This window comes from Burkholderia sp. AU31652 (assembly GCF_002223155.1).
Taxonomy (GTDB): domain Bacteria; phylum Pseudomonadota; class Gammaproteobacteria; order Burkholderiales; family Burkholderiaceae; genus Burkholderia.
Map to the genome: position 1 here is coordinate 268,561 of NZ_NKFG01000005.1, position 23,078 is coordinate 291,638.

General features: G+C 68.0%; 17 protein-coding genes. 4 read left to right on the top strand and 13 right to left on the bottom strand.

Translation table 11 applies throughout. The annotated features are described in order from the left end of the window. Window positions 1-3 precede the first annotated feature (3 nt). Both CFB40_RS18735 and CFB40_RS18740 read left to right on the top strand, forming a co-directional pair. Entirely contained in the window at window positions 4-552 is a 549-nt protein-coding gene (locus tag CFB40_RS18735) for a hypothetical protein (protein ID WP_089428515.1), read from the top strand. A 77-nt stretch (window positions 553-629) separates the two neighbouring features. Beyond that, window positions 630-1,298, top strand: coding sequence for a hypothetical protein (locus CFB40_RS18740; RefSeq protein ID WP_256976841.1), 669 nt, complete (start codon window positions 630-632; stop codon window positions 1,296-1,298). Here the strand turns inward: CFB40_RS18740 and CFB40_RS18745 are convergent. The 13 genes from CFB40_RS18745 to CFB40_RS18805 form a co-directional block, all read right to left on the bottom strand. Beyond that, complete coding sequence (locus CFB40_RS18745; RefSeq protein WP_089428514.1) at window positions 1,265-1,675, bottom strand: ESPR domain-containing protein; 411 nt, start codon at window positions 1,673-1,675, stop codon at window positions 1,265-1,267. The genes CFB40_RS18740 and CFB40_RS18745 overlap by 34 nt on opposite strands. Before the next feature lie 176 nt (window positions 1,676-1,851). Then, window positions 1,852-5,412 (bottom strand): GLUG motif-containing protein, encoded by a 3,561-nt coding sequence (locus CFB40_RS18750; RefSeq protein WP_256976842.1) that lies wholly within the window; start codon window positions 5,410-5,412, stop codon window positions 1,852-1,854. An 81-nt stretch (window positions 5,413-5,493) separates the two neighbouring features. Next, on the bottom strand, window positions 5,494-6,996 hold the full coding sequence (locus tag CFB40_RS18755) for a ShlB/FhaC/HecB family hemolysin secretion/activation protein (protein ID WP_254600300.1): 1,503 nt from the start codon (window positions 6,994-6,996) through the stop codon (window positions 5,494-5,496). 480 nt (window positions 6,997-7,476) lie between these two features. Further along, window positions 7,477-8,508: an acyltransferase family protein gene (locus tag CFB40_RS18760; protein ID WP_089432021.1), complete on the bottom strand. Its 1,032-nt coding sequence runs from the start codon at window positions 8,506-8,508 to the stop codon at window positions 7,477-7,479. Window positions 8,509-8,515: 7 nt separating this feature from the next. Then, window positions 8,516-9,643 (bottom strand): hypothetical protein, encoded by a 1,128-nt coding sequence (locus CFB40_RS18765; protein ID WP_089432022.1) that lies wholly within the window; start codon window positions 9,641-9,643, stop codon window positions 8,516-8,518. Continuing rightward, entirely contained in the window at window positions 9,633-10,925 is a 1,293-nt protein-coding gene (locus tag CFB40_RS18770) for a polysaccharide biosynthesis protein (protein WP_089432023.1), read from the bottom strand. Before CFB40_RS18770 ends, CFB40_RS18765 begins: the two co-directional genes overlap by 11 nt. After that, window positions 10,919-12,121: a polysaccharide pyruvyl transferase family protein gene (locus CFB40_RS18775; protein ID WP_089428507.1), complete on the bottom strand. Its 1,203-nt coding sequence runs from the start codon at window positions 12,119-12,121 to the stop codon at window positions 10,919-10,921. Before CFB40_RS18775 ends, CFB40_RS18770 begins: the two co-directional genes overlap by 7 nt. Next, the gene (locus CFB40_RS18780; protein ID WP_089432024.1) at window positions 12,118-13,365 is read right to left on the bottom strand and encodes a glycosyltransferase family 4 protein; all 1,248 of its coding nucleotides are present in this window, start codon (window positions 13,363-13,365) and stop codon (window positions 12,118-12,120) included. The genes CFB40_RS18775 and CFB40_RS18780 overlap by 4 nt, the downstream gene beginning before the upstream one ends. Next, window positions 13,362-15,656 carry a polysaccharide biosynthesis tyrosine autokinase gene (locus CFB40_RS18785; RefSeq protein WP_089433243.1) on the bottom strand — a complete coding sequence of 765 codons (2,295 nt, stop codon included), beginning with the start codon at window positions 15,654-15,656 and terminating at the stop codon, window positions 13,362-13,364. The genes CFB40_RS18780 and CFB40_RS18785 overlap by 4 nt, the downstream gene beginning before the upstream one ends. Further along, the gene (locus tag CFB40_RS18790) at window positions 15,653-16,132 is read right to left on the bottom strand and encodes a low molecular weight protein-tyrosine-phosphatase (RefSeq protein WP_089428505.1); all 480 of its coding nucleotides are present in this window, start codon (window positions 16,130-16,132) and stop codon (window positions 15,653-15,655) included. Before CFB40_RS18790 ends, CFB40_RS18785 begins: the two co-directional genes overlap by 4 nt. Next, on the bottom strand, window positions 16,129-17,298 hold the full coding sequence (locus tag CFB40_RS18795; protein ID WP_089428504.1) for a polysaccharide biosynthesis/export family protein: 1,170 nt from the start codon (window positions 17,296-17,298) through the stop codon (window positions 16,129-16,131). Before CFB40_RS18795 ends, CFB40_RS18790 begins: the two co-directional genes overlap by 4 nt. A gap of 52 nt (window positions 17,299-17,350) precedes the next feature. Next, window positions 17,351-18,763, bottom strand: coding sequence for an undecaprenyl-phosphate glucose phosphotransferase (locus CFB40_RS18800; RefSeq protein WP_089428503.1), 1,413 nt, complete (start codon window positions 18,761-18,763; stop codon window positions 17,351-17,353). Window positions 18,764-19,350: 587 nt separating this feature from the next. After that, entirely contained in the window at window positions 19,351-20,367 is a 1,017-nt protein-coding gene (locus tag CFB40_RS18805; RefSeq protein WP_089428502.1) for a 1-aminocyclopropane-1-carboxylate deaminase, read from the bottom strand. A 197-nt stretch (window positions 20,368-20,564) separates the two neighbouring features. On the opposite strand from CFB40_RS18805, the gene CFB40_RS18810 reads away from it, so the two are divergent. Continuing rightward, entirely contained in the window at window positions 20,565-21,065 is a 501-nt protein-coding gene (locus CFB40_RS18810) for an Lrp/AsnC family transcriptional regulator (RefSeq protein ID WP_089428501.1), read from the top strand. A gap of 243 nt (window positions 21,066-21,308) precedes the next feature. Further along, entirely contained in the window at window positions 21,309-23,030 is a 1,722-nt protein-coding gene (poxB, locus tag CFB40_RS18815; RefSeq protein WP_089432025.1) for a ubiquinone-dependent pyruvate dehydrogenase, read from the top strand. The last annotated feature ends 48 nt before the right edge of the window (window positions 23,031-23,078 follow it).

The following is a 23,078-nucleotide window of genomic DNA, read 5'->3' on the forward strand; positions in this document are numbered from 1 at the left end:
CGTATGAAACAGGTGATTCAACGTTGCGTGTGTGCCGGGTTGATCGGCGTGTCGGCCGCAGTATCCGCGGAGTCGGTGGTGCTGGACGGCAAGTTCACGAGCAAGGTGACCGCACGAGTCGTCAAACCAAACAAGCTGATCGTGACCGACGACAAAGGCGGTTGGTTCGAGCAGGGCATGGAGATGCAGCAACTCGGCGGGTGGGATACACCTTACGACGTGCAGGCGCGCTTGAAGGTCGTTTCGACCAGCGGGAAATTCCAGGTGCGCCTCGATTCGCCTTTGACGATTACGCATCGGTCGAATCCAGAACTTGTCTTTCGCAGGCCGGTTGTTCAACTGGGGCCGGATGGCGGCGTGTTGAAGCCGATTGCGGTCGGACAGGGCACGGAATTTCAGAATCCTGCGCCGCCGGTGGCGGGTACCGATTCGATTGGTTATTACAACCTCGATGTGTCGGCATACCCGCCCGCTGGGGATTTCAAATCTACCGTAGGTACATATAGCGGTGTGCTGTCGATGACGTTCGAACCGGTGATCAAGGCGCCTTGATGGTCGACGTGCGATCGAGCACGCATCAATCAGCGTCGTCGGAGATCGGGCGGACACCGGCCGAAGGAGATTTATCTATGAAACGAATTTCAGGCGCGCTGTTGCAGGTTGCTCGCGTGGCTGCGCTAGCCTTTCCCGTATCAGCCGCCGCTGCGATTGACTTGATTCCGAAGGACATCACACTAAAACACGACGTCGACTCGGTCCAGGTGGTCAATAATGGAGCGCGCACCGAGTACGTGAGTGTGTCGTTGTCGCGCCTGCTGAACCCCGGCGTGCCGCTGGAAAGCGAGCGTCTCGAAGCCGTTGGCGATGTCGCACAGCCGTCCCTTTATGCGTATCCGTTCCGAATGACGCTGGCGCCTGGCCAGACGAAGACCATCACGATCAAGGCATTGCGTGCGGTCGACACGGAAACGGTCTACCGACTCGACGTGAAGCCGGTCATCAAGGTGCTCGGCGCCGGCCATACGAAGCCGTCCGCCAGTATCGTTGCCAACCTCGCGTTCAGCGGGATCGTACGCCAGTTGCCGTCTAAAACCCGGGCGACGCTCGCCGTCACGTGCGAAGCGTCTGGTGCACGGCTGACGGCCACCGGTAATGTCCACTATCGCGTGGAAGGCGCCAAATCGGACGGACAAGATCTCGACGCTTTCAACGTGTATCCGGGTGTCCCGCTTCCCGTGTCCGGGCGCATCGTCGACATTCCCGGTCATTCCCTCTGCGACGGGGCGGCTGCGAAGTAAGCCCGCCCGATTGAAGATGCATGCGCGGTACTCGGGGAGGCACGCAATCGCGTACCGGTGCTGCAGCCGCCATGCATGCCGATGTTTCGGATAACGACACTCCTCTCTATCTTATCGAGTCCCGGTTTGGCGTCTCCGTTTGGATCGCTCCGTAGCATCGACTTGCCGTCGTTTTCGCGAATGATGTCGGCCTTGCCGGCGGTGATGTTCTCGCCGGTCGGCAGTGCGAAGGCGGGCAGGCTGACGATGCCGAGCAGGGAGAGAGCGGCGGCGACGCGCTTGGCGCTGCCGGGTTTGGCGCGCCGGCGCGCGGTTTCCCCGACCGCGCTCCAGCATCCCTGGGCCTGGTTCCAGGCCAGTGCGTAGGTTCTGTTCATGGTTCGGTCTTCCTGGTTGTTTTTCGGAAGTCCGGCCGACCTCGAAGGCCGATCGGCCGGAGGGTGACAACCGGCAGCCTCGCGGCCGCCGGCGACGAGCGGTCGGACCGCTCGCATCAGGCGACGGCATCCGGCATGCCGCTCAGGCGGCGGAGCCGGAGCCGTCCGGGTTCACGTCAGGGCTTCACGCGACCGTAGTTCACGCCGATCAGTGCGCCGTAGGACTGGTCGTAGCCAGCCTTCACGTCGACGCGGCTGGTGCTCGACGAGCCGTAGACGAAGCCGAAGTTGCCGCCGACGAGGCCGCCCAGTCGTGCGTAGCGGCCGCCGGAGACGGTGCCGCTCGACGACGACGCATTAATGAGGCCGCCGCTGTTGCCGACGAGGCCGCCGACGTAGCTGGCGTCGCCGCCCTTGACGGAACCCGTCGCGCGCGACTGGTCGACTTGCCCGGCCAGGAGGCCGACGAGGCCGCCGACATTGCTCTGCGTGCCGGCTTCGACGTCGCCCGACGCCGTCGAGCGTGCGACGGTGCCGCTCTCGTTACGGCCGACGAGGCCGCCGGCCGACGAGAAGTCGCCCGCCTTCACCGCGCCCGTGGCACGGGAATCGGCGATCGTCCCGGTATTGCGGCCTGCGAGGCCGCCGGCGTAGCTCGATTGCCCGGCCAGGACCTTGCCGTTTGCGCTCGACGTGCGGACGAGGCCCTGGTTGAGCCCCACGAGACCCCCCGCCGTGCCGGCGTTCCGAACGGTGACGGTACCCGATGCGTTGGCGGAATCCAGCGTGCCGGTGTTGACCCCGGCAAAGCCGCCTGCCGTGCCGTTGTCGCCTGCAGCCACGTCGCCGGATGCGTCGGACGCCTCGATGATGCCGGCATTCGTGCCGACAAAGCCGCCGACCGTGCCGCTCTGGTCGCCGGTCACGTTGCCGCTGGCGAGGGACGTCTCGATGAAGCCGTCGTTCGCGCCCGCGAAGCCGCCGAGCGTCGATTTGCCCGTGGCCCGGACCTGACCTTGCGCGTCGGACGCATGGATGCGGCCCGACTTGCCGTTGCGCCCGGCGAAGCCGCCGGCGAGGCTGTCGGCGCCGGCGACGACGTTGCCCGTCGCGGTCGATTCGTCGATGTCGCCGTCGTTGTAGCCAGCGAAGCCGCCGGCCGCCGCCTTGCTGCCCGCCGTCACGTTGCCGTTGGCCTGCGACTTCATGATCCGGCCGCTGTTCGTGCCGACGAGACCGCCGACGGTGCTCGATGCGGCCGCGAACACGTCGCCGTCGGCCGTGGACGCGTCGATGTCGCCCAGGTTCACGCCTGCGAGACCGCCTGCGACGCTACGCTCGCCGACGCTTACCTTGCCGCTGGCGCGCGAATCCGCGATGGTGGCCAGGTTGAGACCGACGAGCCCGCCCGCCACGGCATTGTTGCGCGCGGTCACGCTCGCGGACGACGACGACTGCTTGACGATGCCGCTGCCGTCGTTCATGCCGACGAGCCCGCCGACCATCGACTGGCTGCCCGTCGCGTTCACGCTGCCGGTGCTCGACGAGCGCTCGATCATGCCCGTGTTGCGCCCGACCAGGCCGCCCGTGGCGCCGTCGTGCGCGGCGTTGATCTGTACGTTGGCCTGGCTGTCGCGGATCATCGCCGATACCGGAGGCTTGTTCAGCAGCGTCAGGTTCTCGCCCACGAGGCCGCCGATCGACTGCGCGTAGCGATCGCCGTCGATGCGGCCGGACACTTTGGCGTGCTCGATCGTGCCGCCGTAGTTCGAGCCGACGAGACCGCCGATGATCGCCGTCCCCGTCGCCGAGACTGCGACGTTGTCGGCCGTCACGTTCGAGATCGTGCCCGAGTTGCTGCCGGCGAGCGTGCCGACGGAAATCGGATAGCCGTACGGCAGACCCGATGCGGTCGTCGCGATGTCGCGCAGGTTGAGGTTGGCGATGCGGCCGGCGTTGTGCGAGAACAGGCCGACGGTCGTCTGGCCCGGGTTGGAAATGCGCAGGCGCTCGACCGTGTTGCCGAGGCCGTCGAATACGCCGTAGAACGATTGGTTGCCGCCGATGCTGCGGAGGCTCGTATTGGCACCATCGATCGTGTTGCCGATCACGTAGCGGCCGCCGCGGTTCGAATCGACGTTACGCAGGTCGGCGACGGTATGGAGCACCTTGTAGTCCTCGCCGTTCGAACGGAACGACGCGTTGTCGCCGGACAGCGTCACGGCAGCGCCGTTGTTCAGCGTATGGCCGTTCTTCGAATTGAGTTCGAGGTGTGCATGGCGGCCGGTGAGCTTGACCGCCTCGTCGATGCGGATCTTGTCGGCGGCGTTGACGTTCAGGCTCGCGTTCGCGCCGGTGGCGGACACCGTTTGCTGCAGATCGACGTTGCCCTTCTGCGACGTGAGCGTGAGTGCGCGGTCGCTGTTCCACGCGACCGGGCCGCCGACCGTCAGGTCGCCCTGCGTGTTGGTGAGCGCGACGTTGGTGGTGCCGAGGTTGTTCGACAGCGTATCGGCATCGATCGAGGCGTTGGCCGGATAGAGACTGTCGATCTTGTTGTTTGCGACGCCTGCATTGGCCGCTTCGATGGTCCAGGTGCCGGCGGTGTTGCCCGCACGCGTGTCGACCGTGGCGTCGCGTGCAACGCGAACCTGCTGGCCGCGCGTGACGACGGAGCCTGCCGGCGCCTCGGCTTCGGCGGCGCTCGCGTCGAGCTTGCCGGCGACCGTGACCGTGTCGCCGTCGAGCGTGATCTTGCCGCCGTCGAGCGCGATCTTGCCGTTGAGGTCGGTGACGAGCCCCTTCGCTTCGATCGTGCCGGTGTTGTTGACGACGGCGTTCAGCAGGTTGCCCGCGGCGCGCGCGGTCATCAGCACTTCGCCGCCGTCGGCCTTGAGCAGGCCGCCGTTGCTGGCCTGCGCGTCGACGGCGCCGCCTTCGACCTGCAGGCTGAGCAGGTCGTTGCCGTCGAAGTTGACCTTGAACGCATTGCCGGCGCCGAGCGCGACGCGGCCCATCTTCGCCTGGATCACGCCGTTGTTGGACACGCGCGCGCCGAGCAGCGCGACGCTGCCGCCGTCGGCGGCGGTGATGCGGCCGTCGTTGACGATCGACGCGGTGGAGTTGCCGGAGAAACGATAGTTGCCGGCGAGGAAGTCGGCGTCGGCGATGTTCTGGGTGGAGGCGACGAGGCCGCCGACGTTGATCTGCGCGCCGGAGCCGAACAGCACGCCGTTGGGGTTGACGAGGAAGACTTTGCCGTTGGCGTCGAGCTGGCCGTGGATCTGGCTGCCGTTGTTGCCGACCACGCGGTTCAGCGCGATCGACTGCTTGCCGGGCTGATGGAACGACACGCGCTCGTTGCCGGCGATGCTGAAGTCGTTCCAGTTGGTGATGAGCTTGTCGGTGTGCTGGTTGATGGACATCGACTTGCCGTCTGCGTCGCGCAGAATGTCGGCCTTGCCGGCGGTGATGTTTTCGCCGGTGGGCAGCGCGAAGGCGGGCAGCGAGGTCAGGCCGAGCAGGGAGAGGGCGGCGGCGACGCGCTTGGCGCTGCCGGGTTTGGCGCGCCGGCGCGCGGTTTCCCCGACGGCGCTCCAGCATCCCTGGGTCTGGTTCCAGACCAGTGCGTAGGTCTTGTTCATGAGTTTTTTCCCTTTGAAAAAGGACTGGGAGATCGCTTCGACTTGGCTTGTATACCTAACGAAGCGCTGAAGGCGGAAAGACGTGGCATGCACGTTTCCGATGGTGCGGGCGGTTGCGCCGCCCGTGCTACTTGCGGCCCATCCCTGCCCGACGAGCCGCTCGTCGAATGCCGCTCAGAAATACTGGGCGGCCTGCAACCAGACGCTCGGCGAGCGCGTGGCCGATGCGACCGGATCGGCGTAGCCGATCGGCAGCGCGGCGGTGACGCTGATTTGATGGCGCGTGCCGAACCAGCTCGCGCCGATACCGAGCGACGACAATTGCACGGTATTGCGCTCGCGCGACCAGCGCTGCTTGCTGAGCTGGATGCGGCCCGTATCGGCGAATGCGCTCAGCTGCAAGCCGGGCGAGGCGAGATAGCGCAGTTCGGCCGTGGCCTGCCAGCCCTGGTCGCCGCTGCCGGCGCCGAGCGCGAACGCACGCACGCCGTACGGGCCGCCGAGGCTGAATTTCTCTGACGAGTCGAGATTGCGGGACGACAGTTGTGCGCTGAATTGCGTATAGAGCTGGAATCGCGAACCGAGCGATTGCAGTCGCAGTGCGCTGACATTCAGTTTTGCGAACTGGCCCATGGTGTGGACGTAGTAGTCCATGTCGAGCGGATCGTTGCCGCTCAGGTGACCGATGCCGACGGTCGCGGAGAAGCCGGTGCGGCCGCCGCCGCCGAGGCTGTCCTGGTGGTTGCCGCTCACGCCGAACGACCACAGATCGACGGTCTTGTCGTTGACCACGTCGAACGCGCCGTACACGTCGCGCAGGTGCTTGTTTTCGTAGACGACCTGCGCGTCGACGCTCGTGCGCCGGCTGCGCAGCAGCGGCTGCGTGACGAACGCGGAGCGGACGTCGGCGCCGCCGTGGTAGCGAAGTTCCTTCAGGCTGCCGCCGATCCGGTAGTTCATGTCGGAATAGGCGACGCCGACGCGAGTGGATGCGGGGCCGACCGGCACCTGATACGCCGCGCGGTAGTAGCGCTGGTTCGTGTTGCTCGTCAGGCCGCGCAGCGAGAAGCGATCGCCCAGGCGCAGCGGCGCGTTGACGTCGACGCTGCCGGTCGCGCGATAGCGGCCGGTCAGCGGATCGCCGAAGTTGTCGAGCTCGATCGAGCCGGTGGCGAAGCGGGCCGGTTCGGCATCGATCACGAGGTCGGTCGTGCCGGGTTCGCCGCCGGGGCGCAGCGTGCCCTTCGCATCGACGCCGGGCATCTCGTTCAACAGCATGAGGCTGCGCTCGAGACGGTTGCCGTGAGCGATTTCGCCGGGCTGTAGTGAAGCAAGCGGCTGACGCAGCGCGCGATCGAGCACGCGCGTGCGGTTGTGCAGTTCGATCTGCCCGTAGCGGCCTTCGACGACGGCGATGCGCACGACGCCGTGTTCGATGTCCTGGCGCGGCAGATACGCGCGGGCGAGGACGTAGCCGTGTTCGCGATAGTAGGTTGTGATTCGACCCGCGGCCTGTTGCAGGTCGCCGAAGCTCAGCTCGCGGCCGACGAGATCGACGAGTAGCGCGTCGAGTCGCGTGGCAGGAATCGCTGCGTTGCCTTCGATCGCGAATGCGCTGACCGGGATGCGCAGGCCGTCAGCCGCGGCAGGCGAGGGCTCTTCGCCTGGTGCGGGCATCGCGAGATCCGGTGCGGCAGGAGCGGGCAGTGCCGGGCGGAGTGTCTCGACGTCGCGTAGCGACTGGCCCGCATTGGGCACCTGGACCTGTGCATGCGCGATAGCGTGAAGCGATAGCGCGAGGCTGGTCAGGCACGCGATGCGGAACCGGCCTGATCGCCTTTCGGTGACTGGTTTGGCGTGGCCTGGCGGGCAGGCACGGAGCGCGGCCGCAACCGCAACCGCAACCGTGGCGGGAGGAGGGGCAGGTAATTGCGCCGGCATCGCGGGCGTCCCGGGCACGGCGTCAAGAGAATAGATGATGCGGATTTTCGACCTCGATCGGTTGCGCCTTTGGGCCGATGCATGGTCTTTCGCCTCGGCCGTTTGGAATGCCGAGGATGTTACGAAATGCTTCCTTGGATGAATATGGAACAAGTACGAGTGACTTGTCCCCATCATTCATTCTTGTCAGATTATTCGATTCACTTGCATCCGAGCTCAGGATGCCGATGCGTGGCGTCTCCACGACAGCCGCTTCAACGCAGCAAGCATCGGTCGCTCGATCCATGCATGACAGGCGTAGCCGCACGCGCAAACAGCGGCCAGCGTCGCGACCACGGCTGCCATGCCCGACCCCGTGACGGCATCGAGACGCACGCCGACGATCTTGTTCGTCGCGCCGATCACATACGGATGCAGCAAATAGATCAAATAGCTCGCATCGCCGAGCCGGGCGAGCGTCGCGTTTCGAATGGTCCAGCCCCACAGGTCGAGCGCGACCGCGGCGACGATCAATACGCAGGCCGGCACGCCCCACCAGAAGACACGTTCAAAGCCGGCCGGCGTGCCGAACAGGGTGGCGGCGAGCGGTATCGCCGCGAGCGCCGTTGCGGCCACCGCGAGCCACGCGACGCGCGGAAGACTTCCCGCGATGCCGGTTTCCAGAAGGCGACAGGCGAGCACGCCGAGCCCGAATTCGAGCACGAACGGCTGGCCAAGATGGGCGACGACTTCGCTAGCCGGGCCGCCGGCGGCCACGTATGCACAGAGCAGCGCAAGCGCGAGCGCCGAGAACGTCGTTGCATGACGGGCGCGAACGAACCCCATCGATCCGGCGATGGCGAGGTAGAACAGCATCTCGTATTCGAGCGTCCAGCCGTTGAGGTTCAGCGGCCCCCAATGGCCGTTCTCCTTCACGTAGGGCACGAACAGCAGCGACTTGACGAGATAGTCGATGCCGGCCGTCGTCGAATTCAGCCAGTGAGGCTTCACGACCGCGATCGCGAACACGCCGAGCGTGGTCAGCCAGTAGAGCGGCACGATCCGGATCAGGCGCTTGCGCAGGAAGTCGCGTCCCTCGCGCGGCGTGACGACGGACATGATGAAGCCGCTGATGATGAAGAAGACATCGACACCGGCCTGTCCGAACGGAAGCACGCCCATGTGATAACCGACGACGGCGAGCGCCGCGAGCGCACGTGCGCACTGGAGGTTACGGAAGAGGCCGGAATGGAAGGGGAAGGTCTGCATGTCGAGTTCAGCCGGTGGTGTCCGTGTGCGGCCGGTGATCGACCTTCGGCTTGGTTGGCGCGTTCGGTTGCCGCGTCCCGTTCATCGCTGCATCGCGCTTCGACCGGCACCGACCGGCCCGCGAATCGAATCCCGCGAACTGAAGCGCGCACAGCAACGCGACGCTCGACAGGTGGCGTGTATAGCTGCCGAGATCGGGTTCGAACAGCATCGATACGGCGACGTGACCGATGACGAAACAGGCGAGCAGGTCGCGCGCCGGATGCGAGCCATGCCGTGCACGACGCCACACGGCGGCCAGCACGATCCACACGAACAGCTGCATCGCGAGTTCCTTGGGTCCCACGTCGAACAGCAGCGGCAGATTCAACCGCAGCACCCCATACGCATAGTTCGCGCAGAAGGCAACGAACGAATCGGGCACGACCGGGTTGTAGAAACTCGTGCGCGCGCCGAACGGCGAACCATAGGCGAGATAGTCGGCCGCCATGTCGCGAGGATGCTGGAGCAGGTAGTACACGTCCGACGGCAGCAGGAACAGCGTGATCGCACCCGCGCCGATCAGCAGCGTCTTGCCGCGCCATGACACGTGCCGGAACAGGAACGCGGCCAGCGCGATCGCGAGAATCAGCGCGAAGTAGCTGCGCACGACGGCCGCGTAGCCGGCATAGAGCGCAACGACGGCCACGAAGGTCCACGCGGTCGAGCGCCGCTGCGCGATGCCGGCCAGCACGAGCGCGATCAGCACGACGAGCGTGTCCTTGCTCGCGACGAACAGGTTGAAGAACACGCACGGCGCCAGCAGCACGACGGTCGCGGCCAGCGACCCGAGGCGCCGGCCTTCGCCGACGATCCGCCAGATGAACACCGTGCCGATCGCGGCAACGAACAGCGACGTGCCGGCCGGGCCGAGCAGTGCATAGAACTTCGCGACCGCATCGAACGAGGTGCCCTCGTAGGTGCTGCCGCCGCCGATCTGGCTCTGGATCTTCTCCGCATCGCGGAACACGAACTCGGGCAGGAACGTGTCGGCCTTCGCGTAGACGATCCAGTAGACGAACACGATCATCGCGCCGACCGCGCGCGTCACGCCGCGGCTCAGTGCCGGGCCACCGGCAATCAGGTTACGCAGCATGCAGGGCCGCCTCCTTGCGCGTGGCCGCGCGGGACCGGCCGGTGCGCGCGACGATCAGCGCCAGCGTGGCGACGATGCCGGCGCTGGCTGCCAGATGCGCGATGGCCGCGCCCATCGCGCCGGCGTGAGCGATCAGGGTCCACGCAAGCGGCAGGTACGACAGCGTGAGCGCGATCATCGACAGCATCACGGCGACACCGGTACGCAGCGCGATCGCGGCCGTCCACAGCACGTCCGCCGCGCCGCGCAGCACGAACGACACGAGCAGGGTCGCGAGCAGCGCGAACTGGCCGGTGGCGGCCGGTTCGTGCGCGAGCGCGAGCAGGTCGCGATGCAGTGCAAGGACCGCGGCCGCCGCGATCGAGGTGACGGCCACGCTGGCCATCGTCGCTCGAGCGGCCAGCCGGGAGAAGGCATGCGGCGCGTCGGCCAGCACGCGCACGAAGCGCGGGCCGGCCGTCACGACGACGCTCGAGAACGCGAGTGCCTGGATCGCGTTGGCGATCGACCACGCGAACACGTACCGGCCGAGTGCATCGGCGCTCAGGTGGCCGCCGCCGATGAACCGCTCCGCGTATTGCAGCGACGCGAGGACGATGCCGGCCACGTAGAACGGCAACCCATGCCACCAGACCGACACCACGCCGCGTTCGCGCGCGGCCGGTGCGTGAGCCGTCCGCGGGCTGCCGCGCGCCTCGCGTGCCGCCCGGCGGATACGCCACCACGCAAGCGCGACGACGCACGCATTGGCCGCGAACCACAGGGCTAGGACCGCATCGATCGAATCCAGCACACCGACGAGCAGGCCCGCGCACGCGAGGCCGGCCCACGCGCCCGTGCGGACGAACAGCAGCAGCGAGCCGGCGCGCGGTCGATGCAGCGAGAACAGCCAGCCGTTCGCCTCGAATGCCGCGTGCTCGGACAGCGCGACGAACAGCACGCACCACGCGAGCCGCGTCGACAGGCCGAAGCGGACGAGCAGGCCGGCGTCGCCGTTGCTCGTCGCAATGGCGAGCGTCGCAATGAGCAGCAGGTAGAGCCCGCCGTACGCGAGGCAGAGGGTGCGCATCGCGCCGAACGCGGACAACGGATCGGCTTCGCTGAGCCGTCGGTTGAGTTCGGGGCTGAAGCCGAGGCCGAGCAGTTTCGACGCGATCACGGTCGCGGCGACCGCAAGCCCGTACGCGGCGACCGCGTCGAAGCCGAGCGTGCGCGCGACGACGATCGCGAGCGCGAATTTCAGGCCGAGCGCCAGGCCGCGCAGCAGCAGGCGCGTCAGCATGGCGTGACCTCGTCGGCTTCGATGGCCGTATCGATGTCGGAATCGGCCCGATGGGCGGCGCGCAGCGTGTCGATCACGCGCGCGCGTGCGGCGCGGATGCGTGCGAAGCCGCCCTGCGCGGCCTGCCAGAACGCCGTAGCCGCGCCGGGCGCGAGGATCGTCCGGCAGACGCGCGCCGGATCGAACTCCGCGCCGTTGACGACCCAGTCATCGAGTTTCATGTCCGCATACGCGCCGAAGCCCTTGCGTTCATAGCTGACGTGGAACGCGGGGACGCCATGCAGGATCGATTCCAGCGCGCCGTGCAGGCGAACCGACACCGTGACGTCCGGCCGGTCGGTTTCGAGAAGCGTCTTGAGCGGCGTCAGTGGTTCCTCGATGCCGAGGCTGCGGTAGTACGCGGGGTCGTCGTTGCCGCGCCCCGTGCTTTGCACGGCAAAGCTGACCCGGCACGTCGCGCGCACCTGTTCGACCAGCTGCGCGATCGATGCGTCATAGCGCGCGCGTCGTGTCGCGCTCCAGGCGGGGGCGCGGCGCAGCACGAAGGCGACATGGCGGACGGTGTCGCGCGTCGGCGCGGCCTGCCGAAGGATGGACTCGCCGCGATGTCCGAAGTCGAGCACCGCGAGATCGGGCGCGCGCCGCGTGTTGGGATTCGCGGCGAGGAAGGCGGCCGAACGGTCGTCGCGCACGAACACCGTATCGAACGCGCCGAGCAGCGACTGCAGATGCGTGCCGACGGCGCGTGAGGACAGCACCGGGCCGATGCTTTGCGGCAGATAGACGGCGGGCTTGCCGGACGCGCGCGCGGCCCGCATTTGCAGCAGGTGGCCGGCTTCGAGCTTGAGCGCTTCGAGGGCGGTGCGTGCGCGCAGATAGCCGCCGCCGACGCCGACGATCAGGTCGACTTCGTCGAGCAGGCCGCGCAGTGCGTTCAACCTGCGGTTCATTCGAATGGGCAGCGCGGCAGCGGCGGCACCGACGAGCCGGCGCTTGCCGCGTTCCGCGAGCACGGGCGCTGCCCATACGTCGTCGTACGCCGGAAACGAAGCCGGATCGGCCGCGACGATCGACACGCGGACGGCATCGCCGAAGGCTTCACGGAGCAGGCCGACGGACAGGTCGACCAGCAGGCCGTCACCGGAATTGCGGGCGCTATACGCGTGCAGCAGCGCGACGTGAGTAGGGTGCGTCATTCCGGACCTCGTCTGGAAAGGGTGTGATAGAGGTCGAGCGTGTGCGCGACCATCGTTTCGGCGGAGAAGTGACCGAAGGCCGCTGCGCAGTTCGCGCGCATCGCGTCGCGTGCGGCCGGATCGTTGGCGAGCGCGACGATCGCGCGGGCGAAACGCGTGGTGTCGTCTTCGTTCTGCACCACGACGCCGATGTCATGCGTGGCGATCAGCTCGGTCGCGCCGGACACCTGCGTGGCGACGATGGGCACGCGGGCCGCCATCGCTTCGAGGCACACGTAGGGAAAGCCTTCGTAGCGGCTCGGCAACGCGAACAGGTCGAAAGCGGAGAAATAGCGGCTCGCCTGGTTCACGCGGCCGACGACGTGAAGATTCGGCGGCAGATCGTCGACCTCGTCGCCGGCCGCTGCGATGAAGTCGCCGGAACCGATCGCGACGATCTGCACCGAGCGGCCGCAGTGGCGATACACGCCGCGCGCGATCCGCACGAGACGATCGATGCCTTTCTGATGATCGAAGCGCCCGACGAAACCGACGACGCGTGCGTCGAGCGCGATGCCGAGTGCGCGTCGTGCTTCCTCGCGCGACATCAGGGCGGGCGGCCGGACGCCGTTGACGATCGTCTTGATCCGTGCGGCCGGAATGCCGAGCGCTTCGTTCAGGTGTTGCGCCTCGTCGTGCGACACGGCGACGATCCGGTGCGTGCAGAGGCGGCCGAGCAGCCGCTCGATCGTTCCGTAGACGCGGCGCTGGCGGTTGCCCAGCGTCGGGTTCAGCGTATAGACCGCGTGCGGCGTGTAGACCTGCCGCCACGGCCCGACGCACAGGCGCGCGATCGCCCCGGCTTTCGAGCTGTGGCTGTGCACGATGTCGGGACGGATGCGCAGCAGGTGGCGATAGACGTGGCCGACCGCGAGCGCGTCGCGCCAGCCGACCGCGCGCTGCATCGGCACCGCCTGCACGCTTGCGCAGCGCGACAGCACGTGCGCATCGAGGATCGTGGCGTCGAAACGCGGGCCGTGCGGCACGATCAGGTGCAGTTCGATATCGTCGGCGGCGCTCAGTCCGTCGATCAGGTCGGCGAGATGGACGGCCACGCCGCCGCCCGCGGCTTCGACGACGAGGGCGATCCGCAGGCGCGCCGCGCGGGCCGGCGCGTGCCGGGCGCGCAATCCGGTTGCGGCGGAAGCGGCTGCCGGTGCGACATCGCGGCTTGCGGCGCGTTCGAGGTGACGGGTATCGCTCATCGCGGCTCTCCCCGGCGGTGCGACACGAGTGCGCGCAGCGTGCGGACGACCGACGAGGCCAGTCCGCAGCGCGACGGCGCGTAACGGTATTGCGTATAGCGATAGGCGCCGTAGCGCGAGCCGTACCGGCCGACGTGCGGATCGACGCCGTTGAGCAGCACGCCGCTCGCGGCGACACCGTTGTGCGCGAGGCGGCGCATGGTTTCGTCCAGCTCGGCGACGCGTGTCGACGCGGCGCGCGCCGTGAGCAGCACGGTGCCGGCGTGGCGGCCGAGCGTGACGGCGTCGGTCACCGCGAGAATCGGCGCCGCGTCGATCACGACGACGTCATAGCGGGCCGACAGCGCGTCGAGCAGGGCGGGGACGCGTTCGTCGTCAAGCAGTTCGGACGGATGCGCGGGCACCGCGCCGGTCGGGATGAAGTCGAGGCAAGGCACCACGTCGCGGTGGGTCACGTCGGCCGGCGCGGCCGTGCCGGACAGCAACTCGGCGAAGCCGCGCTCGCGCGGGACGCCGAGCGATTCGTGCAGATGACCCTTGCGCAGGTCGCCGTCGACGAGCAGCACGCGCTCGCCGTTGGCCGCGAGCAGCGCCGCGAAGTTCGCCGCGACGAACGACTTGCCCGCGCCCGGCGCGGGGCCGGTCAGCAGCAGCACGTTGTTGCGCGCGCCCTGCATCGCGAAGCGCAGCGCCGTGCGCAGGCTCCGCAGGCTTTCCACGGCAGGATCGTGCGGGTGCCGCGCACTCAGCAGGTTCGGCCCCGGTGCGTGCTGCGCGATGCGTCGCGCCATCTGCCGCTGCGCCGCCGAGTCGGGAATCGTCGCGTAGACGTCGATGTCGAGATGCCGCTCGATCTCGTCCGCGTGGCGGACGCCGCCGAACAGGAAGTCGCGCGCAAAGGCGAGCGCGATGCCGAACGCGAGCCCGATCAGCGCGGCCGCTGCGATGACGAACGGCCGCTTCGGGCGCACGGGATCCTCGGGCACGATCGCCGTATCGACGAGCCGCACGCTGCCGGTCTTGCCGGCCTTGACCAGTTCGAGCTGCTGCGTGTTCGCGAGCAGCGCCGTATAGAGATCGGTGTCGACCTTCACGTCGAGCATCAGCCGCACGGCGTTCTGCTGCAGGTCGGGCAGCCGTCGCACCTGGTGCTCGAAGCCGCGTTGCTCGCGGCCGAGCGTGGCGATCTGCGCATCGAGTGCGACCATGTCGGGGTGGCCCGGCGCGAAGCGCGTGGCCATTTCGTCGCGCTTCTGCTGCAGTTCGAGGCGGCGCGTGGTCGCGTCGGCCGTCTGCTGCAGGATCAGCTTCGCTTCCTCGGTCAGGTCGATCGTGCCGTTCGCGTTGCGCAGGTCTGTGTAGCGCTGCTCGGAGTCCTGCAGTTGGCGCTTGAGCACCGGCAGTTGCGCGTTGAGGAACGCGAGCGATTGCGCCGCGTCGGCGGACTTGCGCTCGATGTGCTGGCGCACGTAGTGGTTCGCCACCGCCTGAAGCTGCGACTGGATCCGTTGCGGGTCGGGGCCGCGCAGTGTCGCGACGATCACGCCCGACTGCTTGATCTTCTCCTGCACGTCGAGGCCGCGCCGCAGCGTGTCGATCGTCTCGGCACGCGATTCGCGTACGAGCGTGAAGCGGGTGGCAGGATTCGCGTCGATGTGGGCGATTTCGAGTGCGATCGGGCCGCTGGCGGTCGGGAACATCTCCAGGTGCCCGATGCGGCCGGTGACGGCCGACGGCAGCGCGGATCCGGTCAGCCGGTAGCGCTGGCTGTCGAGCCGCGTCAGTTCGAAGCGCTCGCCCTCGAGTGCCCGGGGGACGTCGAAGCGGGCAGCCACGATCGCTTCCTCGCCCCACGCATAGCCGCCGAAACCGAGGAGGCCGGGGGGCGCGAGGCCGGTGTTGAAGCGCGACACGAAATCGCCGACCAGCGGAAAGCGCTTCGGCTGCGCGACGATGTAGCTGCGCAACTCGTCGACGGCGCGCGTGACGACGAGCCGCGACGCGAGAATCTGCGCTTCGGCCGCGGCGTTCGACTTGATGTCGAACAGCGACGACACGTCGCCGAGCATGCTTTTTGCAGCGGACGTGTCGCCGCTGTCCTCGACCTGGAGCAGGATGTCGGCCTGGTATTGCGGCGCGGCGAGAAACGCGTACAGCGTGCCGGCGCCGACGCAGGCGGCGGTAGCGAGCGCGATCAGCCAGCGCTGGGCGGCGAGCACGTCGACGACGCCGGCGAGGTCGAGCTCGGCGCCGCGATCGTGCGATCGTTCGCGGGAAACGGGTGAGGTCATCGATTCGGTCCGGAAAGCGGGGTGGAGGAGGAAGCGGCCGGCGCGATGCGCGCGCACCACGCGTCGACACCGCGCTCGATGAGCTGCAGGCTGTGTTCGAACGACGCGCGCGGGCCGAGATAGGGGTCGGGGATGTCGAAGCCATGCGCGGCGGCGCCGAGGCGGAACACGCGGCCGCACAGGAACGGGTGGCGGCGCTCGAGCCAGCGCTTCTGCTCGAGGTCCATCGTCAGGATCAGGTCGGCGCGCGTGACATGCCGTGTCGACACCTGGCGCGCGCGGTGCGGGGCGAGGTCGAGGCCGCGCTCGCCCATCAGGTCGATGGCGTGCGGGTCGGCGGGCTGGCCGTCGAGTGCGCCGATGCCGGCCGACCGCACGTCGACGCCGGGCAGGCGCGCGCCGAGCAGCGCCTGCGCCATCGGGCTGCGGCAGACGTTGCCGACGCACACGACGAGCAGCGTGGCGATGGCGCTCATTTGACGGCGAGCGCCGCGGTGGCGCTGGTGTTGACGCCGGGCAGCAGCAGGCTCAGCACGCGGCTGAAGCGCACCAGGCCGTTGCCGTCGACGTAGACGATGTCCTTCGGCTGCAGCGCGAACTCGTTGGCGAGCACCATCGACACCGGCGAGCGCGCGTCGAGGTGGAACACCTGCGGATCGCCCGTCTGCGAGCCGCGGATCACGAACATCTGCGCGGCGTCGGCGGTATTCGCGTTCACGCTGCCGGCCTGCGACAGCGCGTCCGACAGCGTCAGCCGGCCGTCGCGCAGCGGCACCGCGAGCGACGGCTTGTTCACTTCGCCCATCACGTACACGCCGTAATCGCTGCGCGACGGCACGTGCAGCAGGTCGCCGGCAGCCAGCACGACGTCGGCCGGATTGCGGCCGTCGCGCAGCATGCGCGTCAGGTCGAGCGGATAGGACACCCCGTCGCGCACCAGCGTCATGCGGCTCTGGTCGGCGCCCGTGCCGAGCCCGCCCGCGCGGCCGAGCGCTTCGTAGAGCGTCATCGGCACGTCGTTGACGGGCTGCGCACCGGGCGTGCGGACTTCGCCGTCGATATAGACCTGCTGAGAGCGGAACGACGCGACGCGCAGCGTCACTTGCGGATGGCGATAGACGCGCGACAGCGCGGCGGCGAGGCGGGCCTGCGCGGCGTCGGCCGTGAGGCCCGCGACCGGCACGCTGCCGGCGAACGGGAACGCCACGTTGCCGTGCGGATCGACGACGAAGCCCGCGACCGGGTCGGCCGCGCGCGGCGCGTTCTGCTGCGCGGCGCCTTGCGCGGCCGCGAGTTCGGGGTGATCCCAGACGGTGATCTGCAGCACGTCGCCGGCGCCGAGGCGGTAAGCGCCGGGCGTGGCTGCCAGCGGGCCGGGCGGCAGGTTCGGCTGCTGCGCGGCCTGCGCGTCGAGCTGGCGGATCAGGCTGGCGTCGATCGTCGTGATCCGGAACGGCAGGGCACTCGCGTTGGCGTCAGCGTGCCCGGCCGGCCGGCCGTCGGTCGTGGTGGTCGGTGCGCTCATCTGCATGCCGGGTGCGAATGCACAGGCCGACAGCGCGACGCTGACCGCTGCGGCCAGCAGCGTGCGCACGCGGTAGGGACGTGCGGATCCAGCCCGCTCGATCGTGGCGGAAGTCATCAGTCATCCTTATCGTGGTGCGGCGACGCGCGATGGCGGTGCCGCGTGCGTATCAGTACGCGTTGCGGTGAGACCAGCCGCGCAGGGCGGTGGCCAGGACGATGCGCATGTCGAGGGCGAACGACCAGTTGCGCAGGTAGTGGAGATCGGCTTCGACGCGGCGCTGCATCTTTTCGACGCGGTCGGTCTCGCCGCGCAGGCCGTTGATCTGCGCCCATCCGGTGATGCCGGGCTTGACGCGGTAGCGGTGGATGTAGCCGTCGACGATCTTCCGGTAGAGGTCGTCGTGTTCGAGCGCGTGCGGGCGCGGGCCGACGACCGACATCTCGCCGCGCAGCACGTTGAGGAACTGCGGCAGCTCGTCGAGGCTCGTGCGACGCAGGAACGCGCCGACCCGCGTGATGCGCGGATCGGCGCGCGTCGCCTGGCACACTTCGCCGCCCGCGTCGTGCAGCCGCATCGTGCGGAACTTGAAGATCGTGAACGCCTGGCCGTCCGCGCCCTTGCGCTGCTGGCGGAACAGCACGGGGCCGTTCGACGACAGCCGGACCGCCGCGGCGATCGCGAGCAGCAGCGGCGCCAGGCCGACGAGGACGGTGGCCGCGAACACGCGATCGAAGATCGCCTTGTGCAGCAGCGCGCGCGACGACAGCGGCGACGCGACCAGGTTGATCGCCGGTGCGCCGACGAGGTCGATCATCTCGCCGTCGAACATCGCGAGCTTGCTGACGTCGGGCACGAAGCGGATGTTGACGAGATCGTCGCGGAACGCGTCGAGCACGGCCATCACGATGCGCGCCTCGCCGATCGGCAGCGCGAGCCAGACTTCGGGAATCGCGTGCGTGCGGACATGCTGGGCGAACGTATCGAGATCGCAAAAGCGCGGCATGCCGTCGGGGCTCGTCGGGTTGGCGCTGGCGATATCGAACGTCGCGGCTGCGCGGAATCCGGCCGACGGTGCGCTGGCGATGCGGTCGAGGACGGCGTCGCGATGGGCGCCGGTGCCGACGATCGCGACGAGACGATCGCTTTCCTGCGGGCGGCCGATCCGTTCGAGCGTCGTGCCGGCGACGACGCGCGATGCGACGAGCGCGATGCCGCTCGTCGCCGTCCAGAGCAGGTACCAGGGCAGCGGAATGGCCAGCGTCGGCGCGAGCACCCGCATCACGAGCGCCGCGCCGGCCTGCGCCGCCAGCCACGCGAACGCGGTCAGCAGCGCGGTGCGGTGCGTGGGGGTACGGGCGGGCGCGTGATAGAGGCGGAATGCGGGAAACAGCAGCAGCGCAAAGGTCGCCGCGCAGGCAACGGCGGCCAGTTCCGACGACCGATCGACGTCCGGGCCATGCAACACGAGCGCGGCGGCCAGCGCGCCGAACGAGATCAGTGCGACGTCAGCGATACGCGCGATCAGGCCGCCGGCGGTACGCGCTGTGTGCGCGTGCCGTGGTTCGAATGACATATCCATATACCCTTCTGCTGCCGTTCTGATTTAAAGGGACGCCCGTCGTTCCGATCGCGACGCGAAACCGCACGCTCGGCCGTAGCGGAGCGCGGCCGCTGTTTCCACTGCATGGGAAATGCCACCGGGGAAGGAGACGCTGCCTGGGGTGCCGGTCGACCTGATGCGCCGCAACGGTGCTATCCGAGCCTCGCGCGATGAAGGACGAATGCTTGCGAAACGTTGCGGCCGACACGACAGGGTCAATTTTCGGGAAGCGGGGGCCCGATTTAAATAGAACGCCTACTAAATGCCGTGTAAAAGGATTAGTACGTGTACGAATAAGCCGGATTGCTGTCCGAATGGGCGATTGACGAGTCGGACACGTCTTTAGAAAGACGCGCGATGTCGGCGCGCCGAGGCGAACGATTCGCAACGGACGGAGAGCGGCGGGCTAGACAGCGAGGGTTGGGGGCAGCCGAAGAAATGGCGTGCGGGAGGGCGGACGTGTAGGGGGGCAACGACAACGGCAACGACAACGGCGATCCGGGCGATCGCCGTGATCCAGGTGCCGGCGCGCGACTTTGGCGCACCGGCGTTTCATCTCGAATGCCTCAACCGTTCCGGAAAATCTCGCTATACGCGCTCAACGCCGGCACGCCGCCGAGATGGGCATACAGCACCTTCGACCCCGGCTCGAATTCCCCGAGCCGTACCTTGTCGATCATCCCGTGCATCGACTTCCCTTCGTAGACCGGATCCGTCAGCATGCCTTCGAGCCGCGCGCACAGGCGAATCGCTTCGAGCGTGCCGTCGTTCGGCAGCCCGTATTCGGGGCCGGCGTAGCGCGTGTCGAGCACCACGTCCGCGGCGGTGATCGGCCGGCCCAGATCGACGAGTTCGGCGGTGTGCCGCGCGATGCGCGTGATCTGCTCGTGCGTGCGCTCGGGCGTGGCCGATGCGTCGATCCCGATCACGCGGTCGGCCCGCCCGTCGGCCGCGAAGCCGACGACCATCCCCGCCTGCGTGCTGCCCGTCACCGAGCACACGACGATGTAGTCGAACCTGAAGCCGAGTTGCGCCTCCTGCGCACGCACTTCTTCCGCGAACCCGACGAAGCCGAGCCCGCCGAGCGGATGCTCGGAACAGCCGGCCGGGATCGGGTAAGGCTTGCCGCCCGCCTGCCGCACGCGCTCCATCGCTTCTTCCCAACTGCGGCGGATGCCGATGTCGAAGCCGTCGGACACGAGCCGCACGTCCGCGCCCATCATGCGCGACAGCTGGATGTTGCCGACCCGGTCGTACACCGGATCGTCGTAGTTGACCCAGTGCTCCTGCACGAGCACGCATTTCATCCCCAGATGCGCGGCGACGGCGGCGACCTGGCGCGTCTGGTTCGATTGCACGCCGCCGATCGACACGAGCGTATCCGCGCCCTGCGCGAGCGCATCGGGGACGAGGTATTCGAGCTTGCGCGTCTTGTTGCCGCCGAACGCGAGGCCGCTGTTGCAGTCCTCGCGCTTCGCATACAGCTCGACCTTGCCGCCGAGGTGTTCGCTCAGGCGCTTGAGCGGCTGGATCGGCGTCGGGCCGAACGTGAGCGGATAACGGGCGAAACGTTGCAGGTTCATCGGCGGGCTCCGGAAAGCAGGGGGCAGGGCGGGAAATCGGTTCGCTCGGTTGCGGCCGGCAGGCCGTGTTCCGACCAGAAAAATGATAGGCAGAAGCGCGAGAAATGAGCTTGCGAAATAAATTGCGCTGGCCTACGTTATGGACGATACGAGAACATGACAAGCAATTTTGATTCGCAGAACAGGAGGGCGACGCAATGAAATTAGATCGAGACAGCGCATCGCCGGCCGACGCCGCACCGGCGCTCGATCGCATCGACCGCGCGATCCTGCGGCAGTTGCAGCAGGACGCGTCGATCTCCAACGTGAGCCTCGCGGCGAAGGTGAAGCTGAGTGCGCCGGCGTGCCTGCGGCGCGTCGAGCGGTTGAAGGAAATGGGGCTGATCCGCGGCATCGTTGCGCTGCTCGACCCGAAGCTGCTCGGTGCGGGGATGCTGGTCGTGATCGGCTTCGTGCTGGATCGCTCGACGCCCGAAGCGTTCGCCGCGTTCGAGAAGGCCGCGCAGAAAGTGTCGGGGTGCGTCGAGTGTCACGTCGTGACCGGCGAATTCGACTACTTCATGCTGGTGCGCACGCGCGACAACGACAGCTTCAACCGGTTGCACGCCGAACAGCTGCTGTACCTGCCGGGGGTGCGGCAGGTGCGCTCGTTCATGGTGCTCAAGGAGATTCTGTCGACGCATGCGCTGCCGTTGTAAACAGGCGTGTTCGACGAATGCGCGCCGGACTGGCGCTTGCCATCCCCGTCAACCCGTCCATTTGCCGACGAAACGGCGACAGTCGCCCGACACCGCCGAAAGGGACCGAACGAGACGCACCCAAGCGCGTCGCATCTTCACGACGCGGCGCGAAACGATCGCGTATGCTCGTCCGTTCGGTGGCGCAGGCGGCCACCGCAGCCGATTCATTCGTGTGACGACCCATCAACGAGCGAGGACAGCATGGCCAAACAGACGATGGCGGAGTATCTGGCGAAGACGCTGGCGGCAGCCGGCGTCGAGCGCATCTGGGGCGTGACGGGCGACAGCCTGAACGGCCTGTCGTTCAGCCTGAGCCAGATCGGCTCGATCCGCTGGATGCATACGCGGCACGAGGAAAGCGCCGCGTTCGCGGCCGGCGCGGATGCCGCGTCGACCGGGCGGCTCGCGGTGTGCGCGGGCAGCTGCGGCCCCGGCAACCTGCACCTGATCAACGGCCTCTACGACTGCCACCGCAATCACCAGCCGGTGCTCGCGATCGCCGCGCACATTCCGTCGACCGAGATCGGCCTCGGCTACTTCCAGGAAACCCATCCGCAGGAACTGTTCCGCGAATGCAGCCATTTCGCGGAGCTGGTGACGAACGCGTCGCAGTTCCCGCGCGTGCTCGCGCGCGCGATGCGCACCGCGATCGACGAGCGCGGCGTCGCGGTGATCGTGCTGCCGGGCGACATCGCGCTCGGCGACGGCCCGGAAGAGCCGGCGGCGTGGAGCGAAGCGGCGCCGCCGTCGATCCTGCCGGCCGATGCCGATCTCGACCGGCTCGCGGCGCTGCTCAACGCGTCCGACGCGGTCACGCTGCTGTGCGGCAGCGGCACGCAGGGCGCGCACGACGAGGTGGTCGCGCTGGCCGATACGCTCGGCGCGCCGGTCGTGCATGCGCTGCGCGGCAAGCAGTTCGTCGAATGGGATAACCCGTTCGATGTGGGGATGACGGGGCTGATCGGCTTCAGCTCGGGCTATCACGCGATGGAATCATGCGACACGCTGCTGATGCTCGGCACGGATTTCCCGTACCGGCCGTTCTATCCGTCGAACGCGAAGGTCGCGCAGATCGACTGGAAAGGCTCGCAGCTCGGCCATCGCGCGCCGCTCGCGCTCGGCCTCGTCGGCACCGTGAAGGAAACGATCGCGGCGCTGCTGCCGCGCTTGACGCGCAAGACGCAGCGGCGTTTCCTCGAGAATGCGTTGAAGCACTACGCGGCGGCGCGCAAGGGGCTCGACGATCTCGCGGTGGCCGAGCCGCCGGGCCGCGCGATCCATCCGCAGTACCTGACGAAGATCGTCGACGAAGTCGCGGCGGAAGACGCGATCTTCACGGCCGACGTCGGCACGCCGACGCTGTGGGCCGCGCGCTACCTGACGATGAACGGCAAGCGGCAGTTGCACGGCTCGTTCAATCACGGCTCGATGGCGAACGCGATGCCGCAGGCGCTGGGCGCGCAGGGTGCGCATCCGGGGCGGCAAGTGGTGTCGCTGTCCGGCGACGGCGGGCTGTCGATGCTGCTCGGCGATCTGCTGACCGCACGCCAGCTCAAGCTGCCGATCAAGATCGTCGTGTACAACAACAGCCTGCTCGGCTTCGTGTCGATGGAGCTGAAGGCGGCCGGCTATCTCGACACGAACGTCGACCTGAGCCCGACCGACTTCGCGGCGATCGCGAAGGGCGCGGGCGTCTTCAGCGTGCGCGTCGAACATTCGGAGAACGTCGAGGAAGCGCTGCGCATGGCGTTCGCGCATGACGGGCCGGCGGTCGTCGACGTCGTCACGTCGAAGTACGAGCTCGCGATGCCGCCGAAGATCGAACTCGCGCATGCGAAGGGCTTCAGCCTGTTCATGCTGCGCGCGATCTTGAGCGGGCGCGGCGACGAGATCGTCGAGCTGGCGAGAACCAACCTGCGGTAATGCGGTGCCGCGCGCGATGCTGCGGGCAGCGCGCGCGGCGTAACCCAT

Bases quoted from the DNA above. Each gene is read 5' to 3' on its own strand.
- CFB40_RS18735 (WP_089428515.1), top strand. From the start codon at position 4: ATGAAACAGGTGATTCAACGTTGCGTGTGTGCCGGGTTGATCGGCGTG.
- CFB40_RS18740 (WP_256976841.1), top strand. From the start codon at position 630: ATGAAACGAATTTCAGGCGCGCTGTTGCAGGTTGCTCGCGTGGCTGCG.
- CFB40_RS18745 (WP_089428514.1), bottom strand. From the start codon at position 1,675: ATGAACAGAACCTACGCACTGGCCTGGAACCAGGCCCAGGGATGCTGG.
- CFB40_RS18755 (WP_254600300.1), bottom strand. From the start codon at position 6,996: ATGCCCGCACCAGGCGAAGAGCCCTCGCCTGCCGCGGCTGACGGCCTG.
- CFB40_RS18760 (WP_089432021.1), bottom strand. From the start codon at position 8,508: ATGCAGACCTTCCCCTTCCATTCCGGCCTCTTCCGTAACCTCCAGTGC.
- CFB40_RS18765 (WP_089432022.1), bottom strand. From the start codon at position 9,643: ATGCTGCGTAACCTGATTGCCGGTGGCCCGGCACTGAGCCGCGGCGTG.
- CFB40_RS18770 (WP_089432023.1), bottom strand. From the start codon at position 10,925: ATGCTGACGCGCCTGCTGCTGCGCGGCCTGGCGCTCGGCCTGAAATTC.
- CFB40_RS18775 (WP_089428507.1), bottom strand. From the start codon at position 12,121: ATGACGCACCCTACTCACGTCGCGCTGCTGCACGCGTATAGCGCCCGC.
- CFB40_RS18780 (WP_089432024.1), bottom strand. From the start codon at position 13,365: ATGAGCGATACCCGTCACCTCGAACGCGCCGCAAGCCGCGATGTCGCA.
- CFB40_RS18785 (WP_089433243.1), bottom strand. From the start codon at position 15,656: ATGACCTCACCCGTTTCCCGCGAACGATCGCACGATCGCGGCGCCGAG.
- CFB40_RS18790 (WP_089428505.1), bottom strand. From the start codon at position 16,132: ATGAGCGCCATCGCCACGCTGCTCGTCGTGTGCGTCGGCAACGTCTGC.
- CFB40_RS18795 (WP_089428504.1), bottom strand. From the start codon at position 17,298: ATGACTTCCGCCACGATCGAGCGGGCTGGATCCGCACGTCCCTACCGC.
- CFB40_RS18800 (WP_089428503.1), bottom strand. From the start codon at position 18,763: ATGGATATGTCATTCGAACCACGGCACGCGCACACAGCGCGTACCGCC.
- CFB40_RS18805 (WP_089428502.1), bottom strand. From the start codon at position 20,367: ATGAACCTGCAACGTTTCGCCCGTTATCCGCTCACGTTCGGCCCGACG.
- CFB40_RS18810 (WP_089428501.1), top strand. From the start codon at position 20,565: ATGAAATTAGATCGAGACAGCGCATCGCCGGCCGACGCCGCACCGGCG.
- poxB (WP_089432025.1), top strand. From the start codon at position 21,309: ATGGCCAAACAGACGATGGCGGAGTATCTGGCGAAGACGCTGGCGGCA.